This window comes from Amphritea sp. GJ51-11, assembly GCF_055808735.1.
On sequence record NZ_CM147881.1, the window covers coordinates 2,137,345 to 2,152,337 of the forward strand.

Annotated in this window: 15 protein-coding genes; 2 read left to right on the forward strand and 13 right to left on the reverse strand. The window is 50.6% G+C overall.

Annotated features, from left to right (window positions below; translation table 11 throughout):
* The first annotated feature begins 54 nt into the window (after positions 1 to 54).
* Positions 55 to 651 carry a YiiX/YebB-like N1pC/P60 family cysteine hydrolase gene (locus AC0L4K_RS09400; RefSeq protein ID WP_417223122.1) on the forward strand — a complete coding sequence of 199 codons (597 nt, stop codon included), beginning with the start codon at positions 55 to 57 and terminating at the stop codon, positions 649 to 651.
* 24 nt (positions 652 to 675) lie between these two features.
* On the opposite strand, the gene AC0L4K_RS09405 is transcribed toward AC0L4K_RS09400, so the two are convergent.
* On the reverse strand, positions 676 to 1,608 hold the full coding sequence (locus AC0L4K_RS09405; RefSeq protein WP_473269058.1) for a cation diffusion facilitator family transporter: 933 nt from the start codon (positions 1,606 to 1,608) through the stop codon (positions 676 to 678).
* A gap of 220 nt (positions 1,609 to 1,828) precedes the next feature.
* On the opposite strand from AC0L4K_RS09405, the gene AC0L4K_RS09410 reads away from it, so the two are divergent.
* Positions 1,829 to 4,225 (forward strand): fatty acid cis/trans isomerase, encoded by a 2,397-nt coding sequence (locus AC0L4K_RS09410; protein ID WP_473269059.1) that lies wholly within the window; start codon positions 1,829 to 1,831, stop codon positions 4,223 to 4,225.
* A gap of 50 nt (positions 4,226 to 4,275) precedes the next feature.
* On the opposite strand, the gene AC0L4K_RS09415 is transcribed toward AC0L4K_RS09410, so the two are convergent.
* From AC0L4K_RS09415 to AC0L4K_RS09470, 12 genes are all read right to left on the reverse strand, one after another.
* A complete protein-coding gene (locus AC0L4K_RS09415) occupies positions 4,276 to 4,560 on the reverse strand; it encodes a hypothetical protein (RefSeq protein ID WP_417223114.1) in 285 nt (94 codons plus the stop codon).
* Between the two features lie 399 nt (positions 4,561 to 4,959).
* Positions 4,960 to 5,913 carry a PDR/VanB family oxidoreductase gene (locus AC0L4K_RS09420; RefSeq protein WP_473269060.1) on the reverse strand — a complete coding sequence of 318 codons (954 nt, stop codon included), beginning with the start codon at positions 5,911 to 5,913 and terminating at the stop codon, positions 4,960 to 4,962.
* A gap of 157 nt (positions 5,914 to 6,070) precedes the next feature.
* Entirely contained in the window at positions 6,071 to 7,048 is a 978-nt protein-coding gene (locus AC0L4K_RS09425) for an NAD-dependent epimerase/dehydratase family protein (RefSeq protein WP_473269061.1), read from the reverse strand.
* 31 nt (positions 7,049 to 7,079) lie between these two features.
* The gene (locus AC0L4K_RS09430) at positions 7,080 to 8,069 is read right to left on the reverse strand and encodes a fumarylacetoacetate hydrolase family protein (RefSeq protein WP_473269062.1); all 990 of its coding nucleotides are present in this window, start codon (positions 8,067 to 8,069) and stop codon (positions 7,080 to 7,082) included.
* A 75-nt stretch (positions 8,070 to 8,144) separates the two neighbouring features.
* Complete coding sequence (locus tag AC0L4K_RS09435) at positions 8,145 to 8,723, reverse strand: cupin domain-containing protein (RefSeq protein WP_473269063.1); 579 nt, start codon at positions 8,721 to 8,723, stop codon at positions 8,145 to 8,147.
* A 29-nt stretch (positions 8,724 to 8,752) separates the two neighbouring features.
* Positions 8,753 to 9,751: a formylglycine-generating enzyme family protein gene (locus AC0L4K_RS09440; RefSeq protein WP_473269064.1), complete on the reverse strand. Its 999-nt coding sequence runs from the start codon at positions 9,749 to 9,751 to the stop codon at positions 8,753 to 8,755.
* Positions 9,752 to 9,759: 8 nt separating this feature from the next.
* Entirely contained in the window at positions 9,760 to 11,580 is a 1,821-nt protein-coding gene (locus AC0L4K_RS09445; RefSeq protein ID WP_473269065.1) for an arylsulfatase, read from the reverse strand.
* Between the two features lie 23 nt (positions 11,581 to 11,603).
* A complete protein-coding gene (locus AC0L4K_RS09450; protein WP_417223093.1) occupies positions 11,604 to 12,407 on the reverse strand; it encodes a cyclase family protein in 804 nt (267 codons plus the stop codon).
* A gap of 49 nt (positions 12,408 to 12,456) precedes the next feature.
* Positions 12,457 to 13,506 carry an FAD-dependent oxidoreductase gene (locus AC0L4K_RS09455; RefSeq protein ID WP_473269217.1) on the reverse strand — a complete coding sequence of 350 codons (1,050 nt, stop codon included), beginning with the start codon at positions 13,504 to 13,506 and terminating at the stop codon, positions 12,457 to 12,459.
* Positions 13,488 to 13,586: an FAD-binding protein gene (locus AC0L4K_RS09460; protein ID WP_473269067.1), complete on the reverse strand. Its 99-nt coding sequence runs from the start codon at positions 13,584 to 13,586 to the stop codon at positions 13,488 to 13,490. The genes AC0L4K_RS09455 and AC0L4K_RS09460 overlap by 19 nt, the downstream gene beginning before the upstream one ends.
* 24 nt (positions 13,587 to 13,610) lie before the next feature.
* Positions 13,611 to 13,967, reverse strand: coding sequence for a Rieske (2Fe-2S) protein (locus tag AC0L4K_RS09465; RefSeq protein WP_417223088.1), 357 nt, complete (start codon positions 13,965 to 13,967; stop codon positions 13,611 to 13,613).
* The gene (locus AC0L4K_RS09470; protein WP_473269068.1) at positions 13,960 to 14,988 is read right to left on the reverse strand and encodes a universal stress protein; all 1,029 of its coding nucleotides are present in this window, start codon (positions 14,986 to 14,988) and stop codon (positions 13,960 to 13,962) included. Before AC0L4K_RS09470 ends, AC0L4K_RS09465 begins: the two co-directional genes overlap by 8 nt.
* Positions 14,989 to 14,993: the final 5 nt, after the last annotated feature.

A 14,993-nucleotide genomic window follows, 5' to 3' on the forward strand; every position in this document is an offset into this window, starting at 1 on the left:
CAGAATCAACGCCATTGAAACAGACACCACACACGCACAACAATGGAGTTGAACATGACACACACAAACAACACGCTGGTACAACAGGTAACCGCCACCCTTGAGGAAGGCGATATTCTGTTCATCTCGATCGATGCCTTTCTCTATAAGCAGGTGGCTAAGGGCACCGGTAGCTGGAGTTCCCATGTGGGCTTTGCGATTAAAGAAGCTAATCAATGGTTTGTCATTGAAAGCAAAGTGCCGGTGGTCTGTAAAACCCCTTTGGACAAATTTCTTAGCCGCACCTGCAATAATGAAGTCATGGTACGCCGCCTTAAACAGCCCTTAACTCAAACCGAGATCGAGCAACTAAAAACGTCATCGACCAAACTAGCCAACAAGCTAAGTAACCGGCTCTATCACTTAGGCTTTGATTTCGACTCTGAGCGGCAATTCTGTTCCAAGTTTGTCCATCTGGTTTTTAAAGATGCATTGAATATTGAACTAGGCAAAGCACAAACCCTTGAACAGTTACTGCAAGAAAACCCCCAGGCATCGGTGCGGTTCTGGCGCTGCTGGTTTTTAGGCTTTATTCCTTGGCAGCGCAGAACCCTGACGCCCGCCAGTCAGATAGTCGACCATCAACTCGACACCGTGTTCACGACGGTGTAACGAATGAACAACTCACCTGAGTCGCTAGTTGTGCTCATGCTCATGGTGCGGCTTATGGTCATTATCCAGCATGCAGTTCTGCTCTGCGCTAGAGGACTCAATCTGAATAGTGCTATGGGCGATATCGAAGTGTGTTTGGAAGTGCTGTTGTAGGTGACATAAAAAATGGTTATCCAGTTTTGTGTCATTCACAACCAAGTGAACTGTCAGGGCTATTTCAGTGGTACTCAAAGGCCAGACATGCAGATCGTGGATCCGCTCAACAGACTCTAAATCGTTGATATAGTATTTTAGCGCCGCGATATCAACACTGTCGGGCACCGCATCCAAAGCATAGTTCATCGAATCTTTAAGTAATCCCAGCGTCCCCACCAAGATAACAGCGACAATAATTAAACTAATAACCGGGTCGATCCAAAACCAGCCATTAAACAAAATAAACAATCCCGCCACTACCACGCCTAGTGAGACCACGGCATCGGCGGCCATATGTAAAAACGCGCCCTTGATATTCAAATCATCCTTCTGACCGCTAAAGAATAGCAGCGCAGTCAGGGTGTTAATCAACACACCAATGGCGGCCACCACGATCATCGTCATCCCCTCGACAGGTGCGGGATTTCCGAAGCGGCTGATGGCCTCCCATGCAATCCCCCCCAACGCCAGCAACAGTAAAATAGCACTTGCAAGCGATGCTAATACCGGGGCTTTACGTAGCCCATAGGTTCGTTTTTCGGTTGCCGCAAGCCCCGCCAGATAGCTCGCCCCCCAAGCCAGCATCAAACTAAACACATCGCTCAGGTTATGCCCTGCATCGGCGATGAGCGCCAGTGAATCTGCCAATACGCCGTAGACCGCCTCGATCACCACAAAGATAATATTTAACGCAATACCGATGGCAAAGGCGCGATTGTAATTGCTGACATGATGACTATGTCCATGGTGACTGTGGCTCATAGGGCCCCTATACTTATTCGGCTGACCTGCTAGAGAGCAGGTAATCGTAAAAACACTTAACATACATAGGCATAATAATAACCTTGGCATAAAAAGGCATCTATTAATCAACTGATTCAAACAACCCTTGACGGGTGACAACCTTGCTCACTCATTGGCGCTATAAAGTATTAGGGCTATTTGTTACTCTGGTTTTTTAGTTAGCAGGCTGACAGCGCGCATGAAAAAACCAACAGGGTTAAAGACCTACGCCGGCATTTTGCTGATTGCCAGTCTACTCTTTTTTCTCACTGCCTCAGACCAACAAGATAAAGAGATCATTCCCGCCATAGCTGCGCACCAAAACTACCGCTTTACCGATGATATTCAACCGATCTTAGATACCAAATGTCTCGCCTGCCATGCCTGTTATGACGCCCCCTGTCAGCTAAAAATGGAGTCCTATCACGGCCTTGAACGGGGTGCATCGAAACAACGAGTTTATGATGGTGCACGATTGAGTGATATCACCCCGACACGCCTCTACATTGATGCCCAAACCCCAGAACAATGGCGTCAGAAGGGATTTTATTCGGTGTTATCTCACTACACCGACCAACATGATAAAACCGCCCCATTGATGCAACAAATGATCGATCTCGGTTATAACAATCCACTCCCGGCAGGCCAACCAGTAACGGATGATATTGAACTGGGATTTGATCGGGTTAATAGCTGTCCAGCTCCGGGGGAATTTGACGATTATGCCGAGCAATTCCCTCACGGGGGTATGCCGCTTGCGGTGTCTGGCTTGACACCTCAGGAGTATCAAACCCTCTCTACCTGGCTAAAACAAGGGGCCAATATCGACTCCCAATCCCGCCAGATCAGCAGCTCAGACCAACAGATGATCACGCGCTGGGAGCGCTGGCTTAATCAACCCGATAAACGCTCACAACTGCTCGCCCGGTATCTTTATGAGCATCTGTTCTTGGGCCATCTCTACCTACAAGCCTCAGCGGCAGAGCAGCCCAACAATGTACAATTTTATCAACTCATCCGTTCCTATACACCCAGCGGTGAAACGCCCGAGATTGTCTCGACGGTGCGGCCTAATGATGATGCGCAAAAACAGTTCTTTTATCGCCTCACCCCCATTGCCGGCACCATTGTTCACAAAACACATATCACCTATCGGTTTGATGCCAACCGGCTGGAACGCTACCAACAGTTATTTGCGGCCATCGATTGGGATGTGACCGAGCTGCCCGGCTATGAGTTTGCTGACCGCTCGAATCCCTTTCTCACCTTTGCGGCGATTCCGGCCAAACTCCGCTATCGCTTTCTCTTAGATGAAGCGCAATTTTTTGTGCGCAACTTTATTCGCGGGCCTGTCTGCCGTGGGCAGATTGCCACCAATGTTATTCGAGATCAGTTCTGGGTGATGTTTGAAAACCCTGCGCAGGAACACTACACCAATGACGAAAGCTATCAGGCTAGCGTAAACCCCTATCTTGGGTTACCCGGTGAAAAAACCTCACTGCTGAAATTCGGCTCTGAATGGCTAAGTTACAGCGATGATCGCAACCACTACCTGAGTCTACGTGAAAAAGCCTATCAACAGACCTTTCCTGCTGGCCCTTCGCTAGCGCAAATATGGAACGGGGAGCAAAGCAATCCGAATGCTTTTCTAACGGTGTTCAGGCATCACAACAGCGCGTCGGTGGTGCAAGGCTGGCGAGGTGAAATTCCGCTAACCACTTGGGTGATGGGTTACCCCTTATTAGAACGTACCTACTATGAGCTGGTGGTCAATTTCGATGTCTTCGGCAGCGTCTCCCACCAAGCACAAACACGACTCTATTTTGACCTGATTCGCAATGGTTCAGAAACCAACTTTCTGCGTTTTATGCCCGCGAATAGCCGTGAGAAAATCTATACCAACTGGTATCAATCAAGCGCCAAACTTAAAACCAAAATTGCCTATCGTGCCCTTGATAACCATACGCCTAGCGGTATTGTCTATCACAGTGATGATCCAAAACAGGAACTGCTGCAAACCCTGTTAAATAAATATCCGCTACTGACAGGCAATAGTGATTTGATTAACCGTTGCGACCCCTGCGATCAGACCACTGACACCCCAAGCGCAACAATAAACCGAGCTTTTAGTAAAATCGCAGCGCAACCTGCCGCCGAATTAGCGGGGATTCGCTGGTTACCCGAGGTTAGCTTTATCCGTATCAATCTAGATAACGAGTCCGGGAAGCAGTCCCAAGAGCCTGATTTTCTAGCCTATAGCCTGTTACGCAATCGTCGCCATAGCAGTGTCGCCTATCTGTTAGGCGAATCATTACGCTACCAGGAAGCACTCGATAGTTTAACCATTATGCCAACCCCTATCGGCAGCTACCCCAATCTGATATTGCAGCTAAAACTGAGTGAGGTCGATGAGTTTGTGACCCAGTTTAGCCACATCAAGGATGATCGAGGTTTCAATCAGTTTGTGCAGCGTTGGGGCATCGGCCGGATGAACCCGCACTTCTGGCGTGTCTTTCACAGTTTTAAAGACTATATGCAACGTACTGAACCGCTACAGGCCGGCGTTTATGATATGAATCGCTATGGACACTGGTAGCATTGAGCGAAGAGCAGCGGCTCACCGGAGCCGCCTCGGCAATGACTGTATTAACGAATTAACGCCACCTCTGTGGATTCAATAACTGTATTGGCATTCGCCCGCTCGATAATTTTAACCACCGTGGTTTGGATTACCTCATCCTCGCGCACATCCGTTTTACCCACAAAGGTTTGTGACTGCGGCGATGCCCCCTCCTCTAAGGTAAACTCAATCACAACCTGTGTGGCACAATCTTTCGTGGCACCGGCATACTTAATCGCAATCTGCGGATAGCCTTTATTACCTTTCTTAACTTGCTTGGCGATGCGACTTCTCGCTTTATCTAGGTTCATCTATGTTCCTCAAAACCGTCATCATTAATAATCGGATGGTCAACGGCGCCTGGATACAGCTGACCTTACCGCTTATCTATTTAATCGCACGTTATTAACACGAGCACAAGTGATTGTTTTCAATAGCGTTAAAATACATTGAGGAGATTAGCGTGAACCGGCTAACGATGCTGATAACGGGTAAATGAACAGCCGCGTCAATACCTAAGATAGCCTGGTTTTAGCAAGCCAACGGCAGCCTTAAGCCCTAAACAGATAACCAAGGGATAGCACGGAAAAAACAGCGAACCTCACCCTCGGCGAGGTTCAACAAAACGGATACTCAGCGGTCACGCACCGTTACGATCAAGATCATCGATTGAGAAGCTTTTTAGATGCTTCTCAATGCTTTATCAGCTATTACAGATCGAGTACCAATTTGGCTGAACGTGAGCGGGAGCAGCATGGCGTAAATTGATCGTTTGCCTGCTGTTCTTCGTCGGTCAAAAAACTATCCCGATGATCTGGAGTTCCCTCTAAAACATCCGTTAAGCAAGCCCCGCAGACACCCTGTTCACAGGAAACCGATAGATCAATACCCGCCTCCAAGATCACTTCCGCCGCACTCATGTCAGCCGGTACAGTGAGTACTTTACCCGACTGGGCCAACTCAATCACAAACGCATCACTACTATCATCATCCGTAACCGGCGCCGTGAAATATTCACGGTGCAATTGGGTTTCAGGCCAACCGTGCTTGCGGGCCGTATCCAAGACATGATCCATAAAGCCATTGGGGCCACACACATAGAGATGAGTATCGGCTAACACCGTGCTTAAGAGTGCATCCATATCTTTACGTTTTTCGGCGATACCGTTATTTTCATGGATCTCAACCCGGTCGGCGAAGTCACTGCTTAAGAGGTCATCCACAAACGCCATATGCTGCTTATTGCGGCCACAGTAATACATACTGAAAGCGGCACCTTGACGATGCAAGCCGTCTGCCATACACATCATCGGTGTAACCCCTACACCGCCAGCGATCAATAGCGAGTTGGTCGCTTTTTCTGCCAACGGAAATAAGTTACGCGGTTCACTTATGGTCAGCAGGTCACCTTCATTAACCGCACTGTGCATAGCCGCCGAGCCGCCACGGGATTCTGCTTCGAGGATCACCGCAATGCGGTAATGATCCCGCTCCGTAACCGAACTACACAGAGAGTATTGACGAGTTGGACCGTTCGGCGTCTGTACATCAATATGCGCACCGGCGGTAAATTCAGGCAACGCTTGACCATCGAGGGCAACTAAATCAAAGCTGACAATATGCTCTGACTCTTTATTCTTCTTAGCAACTTTCACTTGCAACATTCGTTGCCTCCTTTTATGAGTACTCATCATACGCCCGCATCTGACACCAAAATGTATTTAGGGGGTCATATCACCTTTAGCGGGCAAAACTTAATTAATCACACTTAACTAATAACGCTTAATAAAAAATATCATGGCAAACGCTTAGCCGCTCGGTCTAAGCGCCAGCCGCTTCACTTTCAACTAAAGCCTGTCGTACCAGTTGTTTGAGGTCACCATCGTGGCGAAACCCTAACCGGTCGGCAGCGGCTGTGTCTAGTGTTGGGAACGAGCCAAACAGGGCTTGGATCCGTTCATCCGGCTGCCACTGAATCAAATCATCAACCGGCGTACCATACTCGTCTCCGATCGCGGCCACCAGATCTTGCATGGCAAAACAGAGCGTTGGTAGGGTTAATGCTCGTCCGCTCGGCAAGTTGTCGGCCTCAATTATCGCCCCCTGCATTAGCGCATCCACCGCACAGGGTAAGGACACCGCCCAAGTAGTCGCATTCGCAGACGTCGGACAGACAAACCGTTGCCCGGCCTTTAGCGCACGGATGATATCACTCAAAAAGGCAGATAACTGCCCCGTCGGGGCCGCTGGGCGCGCTAATATACCGGGCAACCTTAACGAGCGACCATCAACCCATCCACGCCGACTGAAGTCAGCCAGCATAATTTCGCCAATCAGCTTCTGCGCACCGTAGGTCAGTTGCGGCCGCAAAGGGGTATCATCGGTCACATGGCCTGAGAGCTCCCCCAACGCGGCGATGCTGCTGGCAAACACAAACCTAGGTGCCGGTCCGCCAGCTTCAACTTGCTGTTTACCCAATTCCAACAGCCCTTGGGTCGCTTCAAGATTTACCGCCCGGGCGAGGGCATAGTTCTGCTCGGCCAACCCACCGGGCAGACTCGCCAAATGAAACACACTATCCAGTCGACTGGTGCCGAGCACCCTATTCAACCAACGGGTGTCCGCCAAATCCCCGGCATAATGATCAACCGGCACCCGCGACTGGGTGTACTGATCAAAACTCAGGTCGAGTAATGATAAGCGGCGAATTGGCCGGCCCCCCAATTCGCCGCGCTGTGCCAAGTGGTGGGCCAGCGCGTGCCCCACAAAACCATTCGCACCAGTAATCACAATATGCATAGCTGCCTCTCAATTGCTGTGCTGGACTTGTTTAATCGTTGTGAATATCGACCACTCGTTGATCAATCACACCAAAGGGGCCTTCACGGCCATCGTCATATAGAGCCTGCATACGCACTCGGTCGCCAAAACGCATAAAGTCGGTTTTAACACCGCCCTGATCAATGATTTCTATCACGCGACGCTCGGCAACACAGGCAGAGCCCGCTGCACGGGATTCATTCGACACCGTGCCGGAACCGATAATGCAACCGGCCGTCAGTTTACGTGAACGGGCGGCATGTTGAATGAGGCGAGCAAATGAGAAGTTCATCTCACGACCATGCGGCTCGCCAAAACGCTCGCCGTTCCAGCGAACCTGCAACTGCATATTGACTCGACCATTGGCCCAAGCATCGCCTAGCTCGTCCGGTGTAACCGCAATGGGAGCAAAGCTCGAAGAGGGTTTAGCCTGTAAAAAACCAAAACCGGTCTTCATCTCATGGGGCCCTAGTGCTCGCAGACTCCAATCGTTAATCTGTACAAGTAACCGAATGGTTGACTGAGCTTGCGCCTCAGAAGTTCCCATCGGCACCGCATCAACAATAACTCCGAACTCACCCTCGAAATCGATACCATCAGCTTCGCTGGGCATCGGCACATCGGCGCTGGCGCTGAGAAAATCATCGCTCGCCCCCTGATACATCACCGGAACCGTATCAAAATCAGGAATGGGTGGCGTATTGAAAGCCCGCTCCATTAATTTACCGTGATTCAAAAACGCCGATGCATCGAGCCATTGCGGGCTTCTTGGCAGTGGTGCGAGGCAGGCACTCGGATCAAAGGTAAAGCTATCACTCAGCTCGCCTCGATTAAGCTGCTCATACAGTGATTGCAGAGGCGCTTCCACCGCAGACCACTGCTGTACGGCCGTCAAGAGATCAAACGCAATACCCGAGGCATCAACCGCCGTTGCCTGATCTTTTGAAACCAATATCAATTGCCCATCAAGACTGCCATTCGCTAAAGTCGCAAATTTCATCGTATTTCCTTTGTTATTATTACCGATGAGAAGGGGTAAGCCGCCAACATCATCACGTTGTTAGTCTTAAGTTATTCAGCGTGCGGCAAGTGCAGCGGCGATGGCTGGATCATATTCACCATCAACCAGCACAAAAAGCATACGACAGGGGTGCGCCGATCGATTTGCCCAGGCATGATTGGTGCCGCGTTGAACCACCACCGCCCCCTGCTTCAGTAACACCTCGGAGTCATCTAATACCAATGTCATCTCGCCACTGATCACTACCCCATAATCTACCGATTCAGTACGGTGCATTAAGGGATGGGGAGAATCCGCTGCCACTGTTGAGGCGTCAGCATCACCGATCTGGGTAAAAGCATCGTTCATGACCGTAGCACCCTGACGTAAAAAAGCCTCAGTATCTGGCGGGATATCCACAAACCTCAGCCGCGTACCGTTGACCGGGGGTGGTAAGCACAGATCACCGAGGGTTGGGTCGGCTCCGTTATCGATTAGCACCGGGGTAGCCTCAGTCGCCCAGACCTCATGAAACACCGTGCCGGGAATGGCCGTTAATTCGACCACCGTTGGTAGCGCCCCATTGATCGACACAATGGCCTTGCCAGCCTCATCATGACCCGTCACCAACCGATGTATTTCAGGTAATGTCATTTCAAAGCTCTCGCTATTGCTGTTCAGATTTAAGGTTTAAGGTTTAATACCGTTCTAAAGCCCACATGGGCAACCCCAAGATTGGCCTCTTGAGGGTACCGAGCCGAAGTGCGATAACGCACACAGTAATCCTTAGCACAGAGAAACGAGCCGCCTTTAATGACTTTATAAGCCTGATCGGTCGTGCCTTTGCTGAGGATGGAGGCCGGATCACCATTACCGTGGTATTGCCGCGGTCCAAGATAAGGATCGGTCGTCCATTCCCAGACATTACCGATCATATCGTTGAGACCATAGCCATTGGCCGGATAGCAGCCCACCGGTGAACGCTGAATAAAGCCGTCCTCTGCGGTATTGATATAGGGAAACACCCCCTGCCAATAGTTCGCGCTAGCCTTGCCATCATCACTGCGGGGTTCACGCTCGAGTTGCTCCTGATCGCCACCACCCAATGCGGCCCACTCCCACTGTGCTTCGTTAGGTAACTCACGGCCTAACCAATGAGCATAGGCTAGCGCATCTTTCTCAGTCACCTGTACAACCGGATGATTATCCCGTCCCTCTAGATGGCTGTTGGGGCCTTCCGGATGACGCCAGTTGGCGCCTTTTTGAAAGCGCCACCAACCGTTATATTGCACCGTCACACCCTCTTCAGGGGCCTGAAAAACCACCGCACCGCCTTCCCGTTCCGCTTCGGTAATATAACCTGTGGCATCAATAAAGGCGGCAAATTGAGCATTAGTCACTTCAGTACGATCAATCATAAACGCATCGATCTGAACCGCCCCTGCCGGACGTTCATCGGCATAACCATCATTGCTACCAGGGGTAAAATGCCCAGCAGGCACCGCTAACATACCGGCTAACGGATCCGCGCCGAACCCCTGCGGAAGACCACTATAGCGATCACAGTCCTGCGGCGATAAAGCCGCAGTTACCGGCAACACTCGGGCAGTGGCAGAGTAGATCCCTAGCCCCGCCACAAAGGCCATTACCACGCCGGCTGCCGTTAGATATTTAGTGCGCATACATAACCTCAACGACCACTCGCAGAGCGGGCATGTTCCAAGACTTCAGCCCGGTCAATATAAGCGCGGTAAGCTTGCTGCAGATCAGCAACAATATCCGGATGTTGACTGGCCAGATCGCGGGTTTCGCCCCGGTCTTCATCTAGGTTATAGAGTTTCAGCGGCACGGTTTTACGCATCACTGGACGCAATGAGAAGTCCGGCTGTTGGCTCAGCTTCCAAGGCCCTTTGAGCACATAGCTCGCCCCCATTAACTCATCCGCTAGCACCGCATCATCAGCTCTCACTGCGTCAAAACTATCTGGGCTTTGCAGCGCGCTTAACCAAGATACACCTTCAATGGGATACACCTGACGACCCTTATATTCTTGTCCTGGCTGTTCGATACCCGCTATCTCCAATAGCGTTGGCAAAACATCCATCACATGCATACGGGCATCACTGGTGGGTAGAGCGCCTTTTTGATGGGGCAGCTGTACGATCAACGGCGAACTGGTGCTGCCTTCTGCGCCGGTGAAACCTTTAAACAGGCGGAACGGTGCCGCACTCACCTCAGCCCAACGCATGCCGTAAGCGGCCAGAGAACCGGGGCGACCAATATTGTCTAACGAGTTATCGATCTCAGTGCCGGGAATCGGCGGAGCAAACGGCGGCGCCCCTTCAGCACCGTTATCGGACATAAACATAATAAGGGTATTGTCATACTCACCAATCGCTTTCAGGTGATTGATAAGACGGCCAATATGGGTGTCCAGATTTGCCACCATCGCGGCATACACTTCCATCAGGCGTGCTTCACGGGCTTTCTCTTCATCGTTGAGCTGATCCCAAAGCTTGTTTTTATCCGAGGTCGTAATTAGGCTGCTCGGCGTGAAATCCTTAGGAATCAACCCCAGTGTTTTCATGCGTGCAATACGGCGATCCCGAATAACTTCAAAGCCCTCATCGTAACGTCCTTTTTGCTTGGCAATATCTTCTGCCGGAGCTTGCAGTGGCCAATGGGGCGCCGTATAGGCGGCATAGGCAAAGAACGGTTTGTTGTTAGCACGACTCAAATCGATATAACTGATCAACTTATCGGTGTAGGTAATGGTGGAGTAAAAGTCTTTTGGTAACTGTTCAGAAGGAAAAACACGGCCATTCTCTTCATATACCGTTTTGTCCATCGGTGTCGGTGGTGAAGGTGGGGCAAAATGCGCTCCGGCACCATTGATCATCGCAAAGGTGTTCTCAAAGCCACGATTATGCGGCAAAGACGCTTCACGCACTTGATACCAAGACATACCTCGATGCTGAGGCTTCACAACCTGATAACCCAGATGCCATTTACCCACCATTGAGGTTTGATAGCCCGCATCACGGAACAATTCGGCCATCGAGACTACCCGGTCGCTCAAATGCCCTTGATAACCGTCAGGGATATTACTGAAATCATAACTGTTGGATTCACCCCAAGGCGCAGTAAAGGGCTTATTAATATGGATATTCAGCCCCACCACTTCGGCCATATTACCGATGCCCGCTAAATGATGATCGACACCACTCAGTAAACTCGCCCGCGTTGGAGAACACACCGCGGCGGTATGGAAGTTCGTTAAAATACGTCCGTTGGCCGCCAACGCATCGATATTGGGGGTAGCAATTTCACCGCCAAAGGCACTGATATCTGAGTAGCCCAGATCATCAGCCATAATCACCAGAATATTGGGGCGTTCCGCTTTAGCCACCTCACCGGCAATGCTGGTGGCCGAAAAACAGAGCAGTGATGCCGCTGTCAAATGCACCACGGTATTAACAGCGGAATAACGTTTTCGGGTTGTTTTTATCATGCTATATGCTCCGCAATACATTGTTATTGTTCTTCAAAAATGGCCACAGCTCGAGTCCAGCCCGCGGAGGCTCCTCGAATTTTGTGAGGAAAGCAGCTAATGGTAAAACCATGGGGAGGTAATACTTCGAGATTGTGCATTTTCTCTAGGTGGCAGTAACCAATATCACGGCCCGCTTTGTGGCCCTCCCAGATCAAACTCTTGTCACCGGTTTCAGCAATTTTTTCGGCGGTATAGGAAAATGGCGCATCCCAACTCCAGGCATCGGTTCCTGTCAACCGAACCCCTCGCTCTAGCAGGTACATGGTCGCCTCATAACCCATGCCGCAGCCAGTAGACACATAATCAGACTCACCATAGCGAGTCCCAGCACGGGTGTTTACAATCACGATATCCAGTGGTTGCAGTTCATAATCGATACGTTTCAATTCGGCTTCAACATCCGCCGCCGTCACTACATAACCATTGGGGAAATGCCGAAAATCCAACTTAACCCCCGGCTGAAAACACCACTCAAGCGGGACTTCATCGATGGTAATCGAGGGCCGCGAACCACCATTTTTAGCATCTTGAGTAGAATGAAAATGCCAAGGCGCATCGAGATGGGTACCGTTATGGGTGGTCAATGTCACCCATTCAGCGGCGGCCGCTTCTCCTTCAGGAAAATCATTTGCTTCAGTGCCGGGCAACATCGCCATAAATTCAGGCAATGTATCTGCATGTTTTTGATAGGTAATTTTGGGGGCCAACGGTGGTGGATCAGACAGCACATCATTCTCAAGATAGATGGACAGATCAACGAAGCGTTTTTTTGTTTTAATCGTCATAGTATTTCCTAAAAATCGTTCAATCAGCAACAATGCCTGTAAATTGGCGTTAGATCGGTTGTCTCAACGCAGCCATCGATTGCCCCATGATGGCCGAATGTTCGGCTTTATCACCGCCGTCAATCTCAATCATACACAGCCGTTCAGAGTTCTCGACCACCATACGACAGCGCTCCCAACGGCGTTGATGGAACTGGTCCAACGCTGGCTGCAATGCATCATTGGCCACCAGTTCTTCACCCAACACGATACCGCTTTCGATACCAATACCGGCCCCCGAAGCAAGATGAGGCGTGGTCGCGGCGACAGTGTCGCCAATCATCACTAAACGGCCACGGTTCCAAGGCACAGGCACCAGCAAATTAGCCATCGGCCGATAATCAATATTGCTCTCGGGTTTAAGCGCATAGGGCTTCAATGCGGTGACGACCGGATCGCTGAAGAGATCCATCAGGCCGGTAAAGACCGCAGGCCAAGTCGCCCGATCAATATGCTCTTTGGTCGGCCGATCCTCGGTGATAAACATATACATTTGGCTCGCGGATACCGGGTTAATACCCAGTTTAATGTGCTCACCAAGCCACATTCGTGGACGTTCAATACCCTCGGGACGAGGCATCACTGCGCGCCAAACCCCCTGACCAATATATTCCGGGGTCGGTATTTCGGGGAAGAATTGCTCCCTTAGCTTGGAGTTAATACCATCGGCACCCACTACCAGATCATAGTGAGAGACCGTGCCGTCGGTAAAACTGACAGTCACCTGATCATCGTCCACAGTGATATCCTTGTAGGTACAGCCCAAGCGGACAGAAACACCCGCTTCGAGGGTTGCATCGGCCAACAACCGGGCCAGTGCAGGGCGCATAATCCCGCCACCACCTGACACCTCTGCGCCAATCGGCTGCGGCGTTGGCAGTGTAGCGATCGGATGGCCTGTTGCGGTGAGAATATCAACACCATCGGAGGCAAACCCGGCGGCTAAAAATTGTTCATAGACACCCAATGTATGTAATGCCCGCAGGGTTGCCCCATTAATGGTGATTCCTGCGCCTAAAGGTGACCAGTCTGGATCGATCTCTACGAGATCGACAGCGATCCCCCTTTTGACATTTGAATTGCGGCTGCCATACCTGAAAAGCCACCGCCAATAACCAGTACCTTGTTAACTGCTGCCATCTGTTTAACTCCTTATTCTTATTATCACGGACAGATCATCACCTGACCGTTATCGTCTTCTATTACATCGACTGCCTGTAAACGTTTACCCAAACAAGGCCCCTGAATACAGAGCCCCGTCTCAGGCTCAAACAATGCCCCATGGGCATGACAAGCAATATGGGTGCGTTTAGCATTGAGATACGCATCTTTACGCCATGCCATCGGCGCACCATCGATATGCGGACAGGCGTTACGCCAGCCATAAAGTTTGCCCTTAACACGGACCAAAAACAGTGAATCTTGTCCTTGGTCTGCCGGATCGAAACCGCGCGACTGTCCCTCGGGAATCAACCGAGAAAGGCCGAGAAAGACTGCATTGCGAGGGATCGTCCTAGTCATGATTAACCGTCACCTGATTCATTAGTCGGGTAAAAAGCCGCTCAAAGGATGCCCGCTTATCGACGTTAAATTGAGGATCACCGTTCACGGCAAACGCTTGAGCAATCACATCCCAGTCAGATGGCAGTAAGTGTTCTCGAGCGGCTGGAATAATCAGTTGCTCTTCACTAGCCATATGTTTCCATTGCTGTTCAGCAAAGCGATTAAGGGTTTCGGTAAACGCATTACCCGCCCCTTCCTGCCCCGCCACATAAGCCGCCAACTGCTGGCGCAGCTTATCCATGATGGGTGTTTCCTGCTGATGCTGCTGCTCGAGTTCAGCTAATACCCCGCCGAAATCTGACGTTCGTTGCCGTAAAGCCGTGAACAGATAATCATCTTCTTTTGGATGATGTAACCGTTCAGAATAATCTTCGATGTAGAACAGCATCGCCATTAACAGTGCAAAGTCGGCTTCTTCGGGTTCATCATCGAGCTCAGTTAAGCGTTGCTGCAAGCCTCTCACTACTGCAGATAATGCGCGATGCTCATTTTTAATGATGGTGATCGCCTGCTCTTGCGTACTGAGTTCAGTATTACTCTCAACTTGAGACACCAAAACAGGCAATGTAGCGTTTTGCAGTAGCTTATGAGTAACCGACCCTTGAATCATACCCTTGATCCCACGCCGCCCATGGGAAGCCATAAAGATAAGATCGCATTGCTGCTGCGTGGCGACTTCCAGTATTGTCATTGCAGGTTTATTGCCAACCCGAATCACCGTCGCGGCATCAACCCCGGCGGCAATCGCTGCCGATTTAGCTTTTGCCAACAGCCCTTGAGCATTGCCCAAGGCGGCCTCGGTAAAGGCATCCGGATTCATCACTTCAATGAGTGCACCATCGGAACTGCCCGCGAAATCGGCTCGCACATGCACAAAGGTGATGCGTGCCCCTATCGACCGGGCAAAGCTTGCCGCTTGCTCAACCGTTGCACCGCTGAGCATGGAGTCATCTAACGGAACCAGTAAATGTTTATACATATCAA

Coding starts and splice junctions, on each gene's coding strand:
- AC0L4K_RS09435 (WP_473269063.1), bottom strand. CDS start 8,723: ATGACATTACCTGAAATACATCGGTTGGTGACGGGTCATGATGAGGCT.
- AC0L4K_RS09425 (WP_473269061.1), bottom strand. CDS start 7,048: ATGCATATTGTGATTACTGGTGCGAATGGTTTTGTGGGGCACGCGCTG.
- AC0L4K_RS09445 (WP_473269065.1), bottom strand. CDS start 11,580: ATGATAAAAACAACCCGAAAACGTTATTCCGCTGTTAATACCGTGGTG.
- AC0L4K_RS09470 (WP_473269068.1), bottom strand. CDS start 14,988: ATGTATAAACATTTACTGGTTCCGTTAGATGACTCCATGCTCAGCGGT.
- AC0L4K_RS09400 (WP_417223122.1), top strand. CDS start 55: ATGACACACACAAACAACACGCTGGTACAACAGGTAACCGCCACCCTT.
- AC0L4K_RS09450 (WP_417223093.1), bottom strand. CDS start 12,407: ATGACGATTAAAACAAAAAAACGCTTCGTTGATCTGTCCATCTATCTT.
- AC0L4K_RS09405 (WP_473269058.1), bottom strand. CDS start 1,608: ATGAGCCACAGTCACCATGGACATAGTCATCATGTCAGCAATTACAAT.
- AC0L4K_RS09410 (WP_473269059.1), top strand. CDS start 1,829: ATGAAAAAACCAACAGGGTTAAAGACCTACGCCGGCATTTTGCTGATT.
- AC0L4K_RS09430 (WP_473269062.1), bottom strand. CDS start 8,069: ATGAAATTTGCGACTTTAGCGAATGGCAGTCTTGATGGGCAATTGATA.
- AC0L4K_RS09440 (WP_473269064.1), bottom strand. CDS start 9,751: ATGCGCACTAAATATCTAACGGCAGCCGGCGTGGTAATGGCCTTTGTG.
- AC0L4K_RS09460 (WP_473269067.1), bottom strand. CDS start 13,586: ATGGCAGCAGTTAACAAGGTACTGGTTATTGGCGGTGGCTTTTCAGGT.
- AC0L4K_RS09465 (WP_417223088.1), bottom strand. CDS start 13,967: ATGACTAGGACGATCCCTCGCAATGCAGTCTTTCTCGGCCTTTCTCGG.
- AC0L4K_RS09420 (WP_473269060.1), bottom strand. CDS start 5,913: ATGTTGCAAGTGAAAGTTGCTAAGAAGAATAAAGAGTCAGAGCATATT.
- AC0L4K_RS09415 (WP_417223114.1), bottom strand. CDS start 4,560: ATGAACCTAGATAAAGCGAGAAGTCGCATCGCCAAGCAAGTTAAGAAA.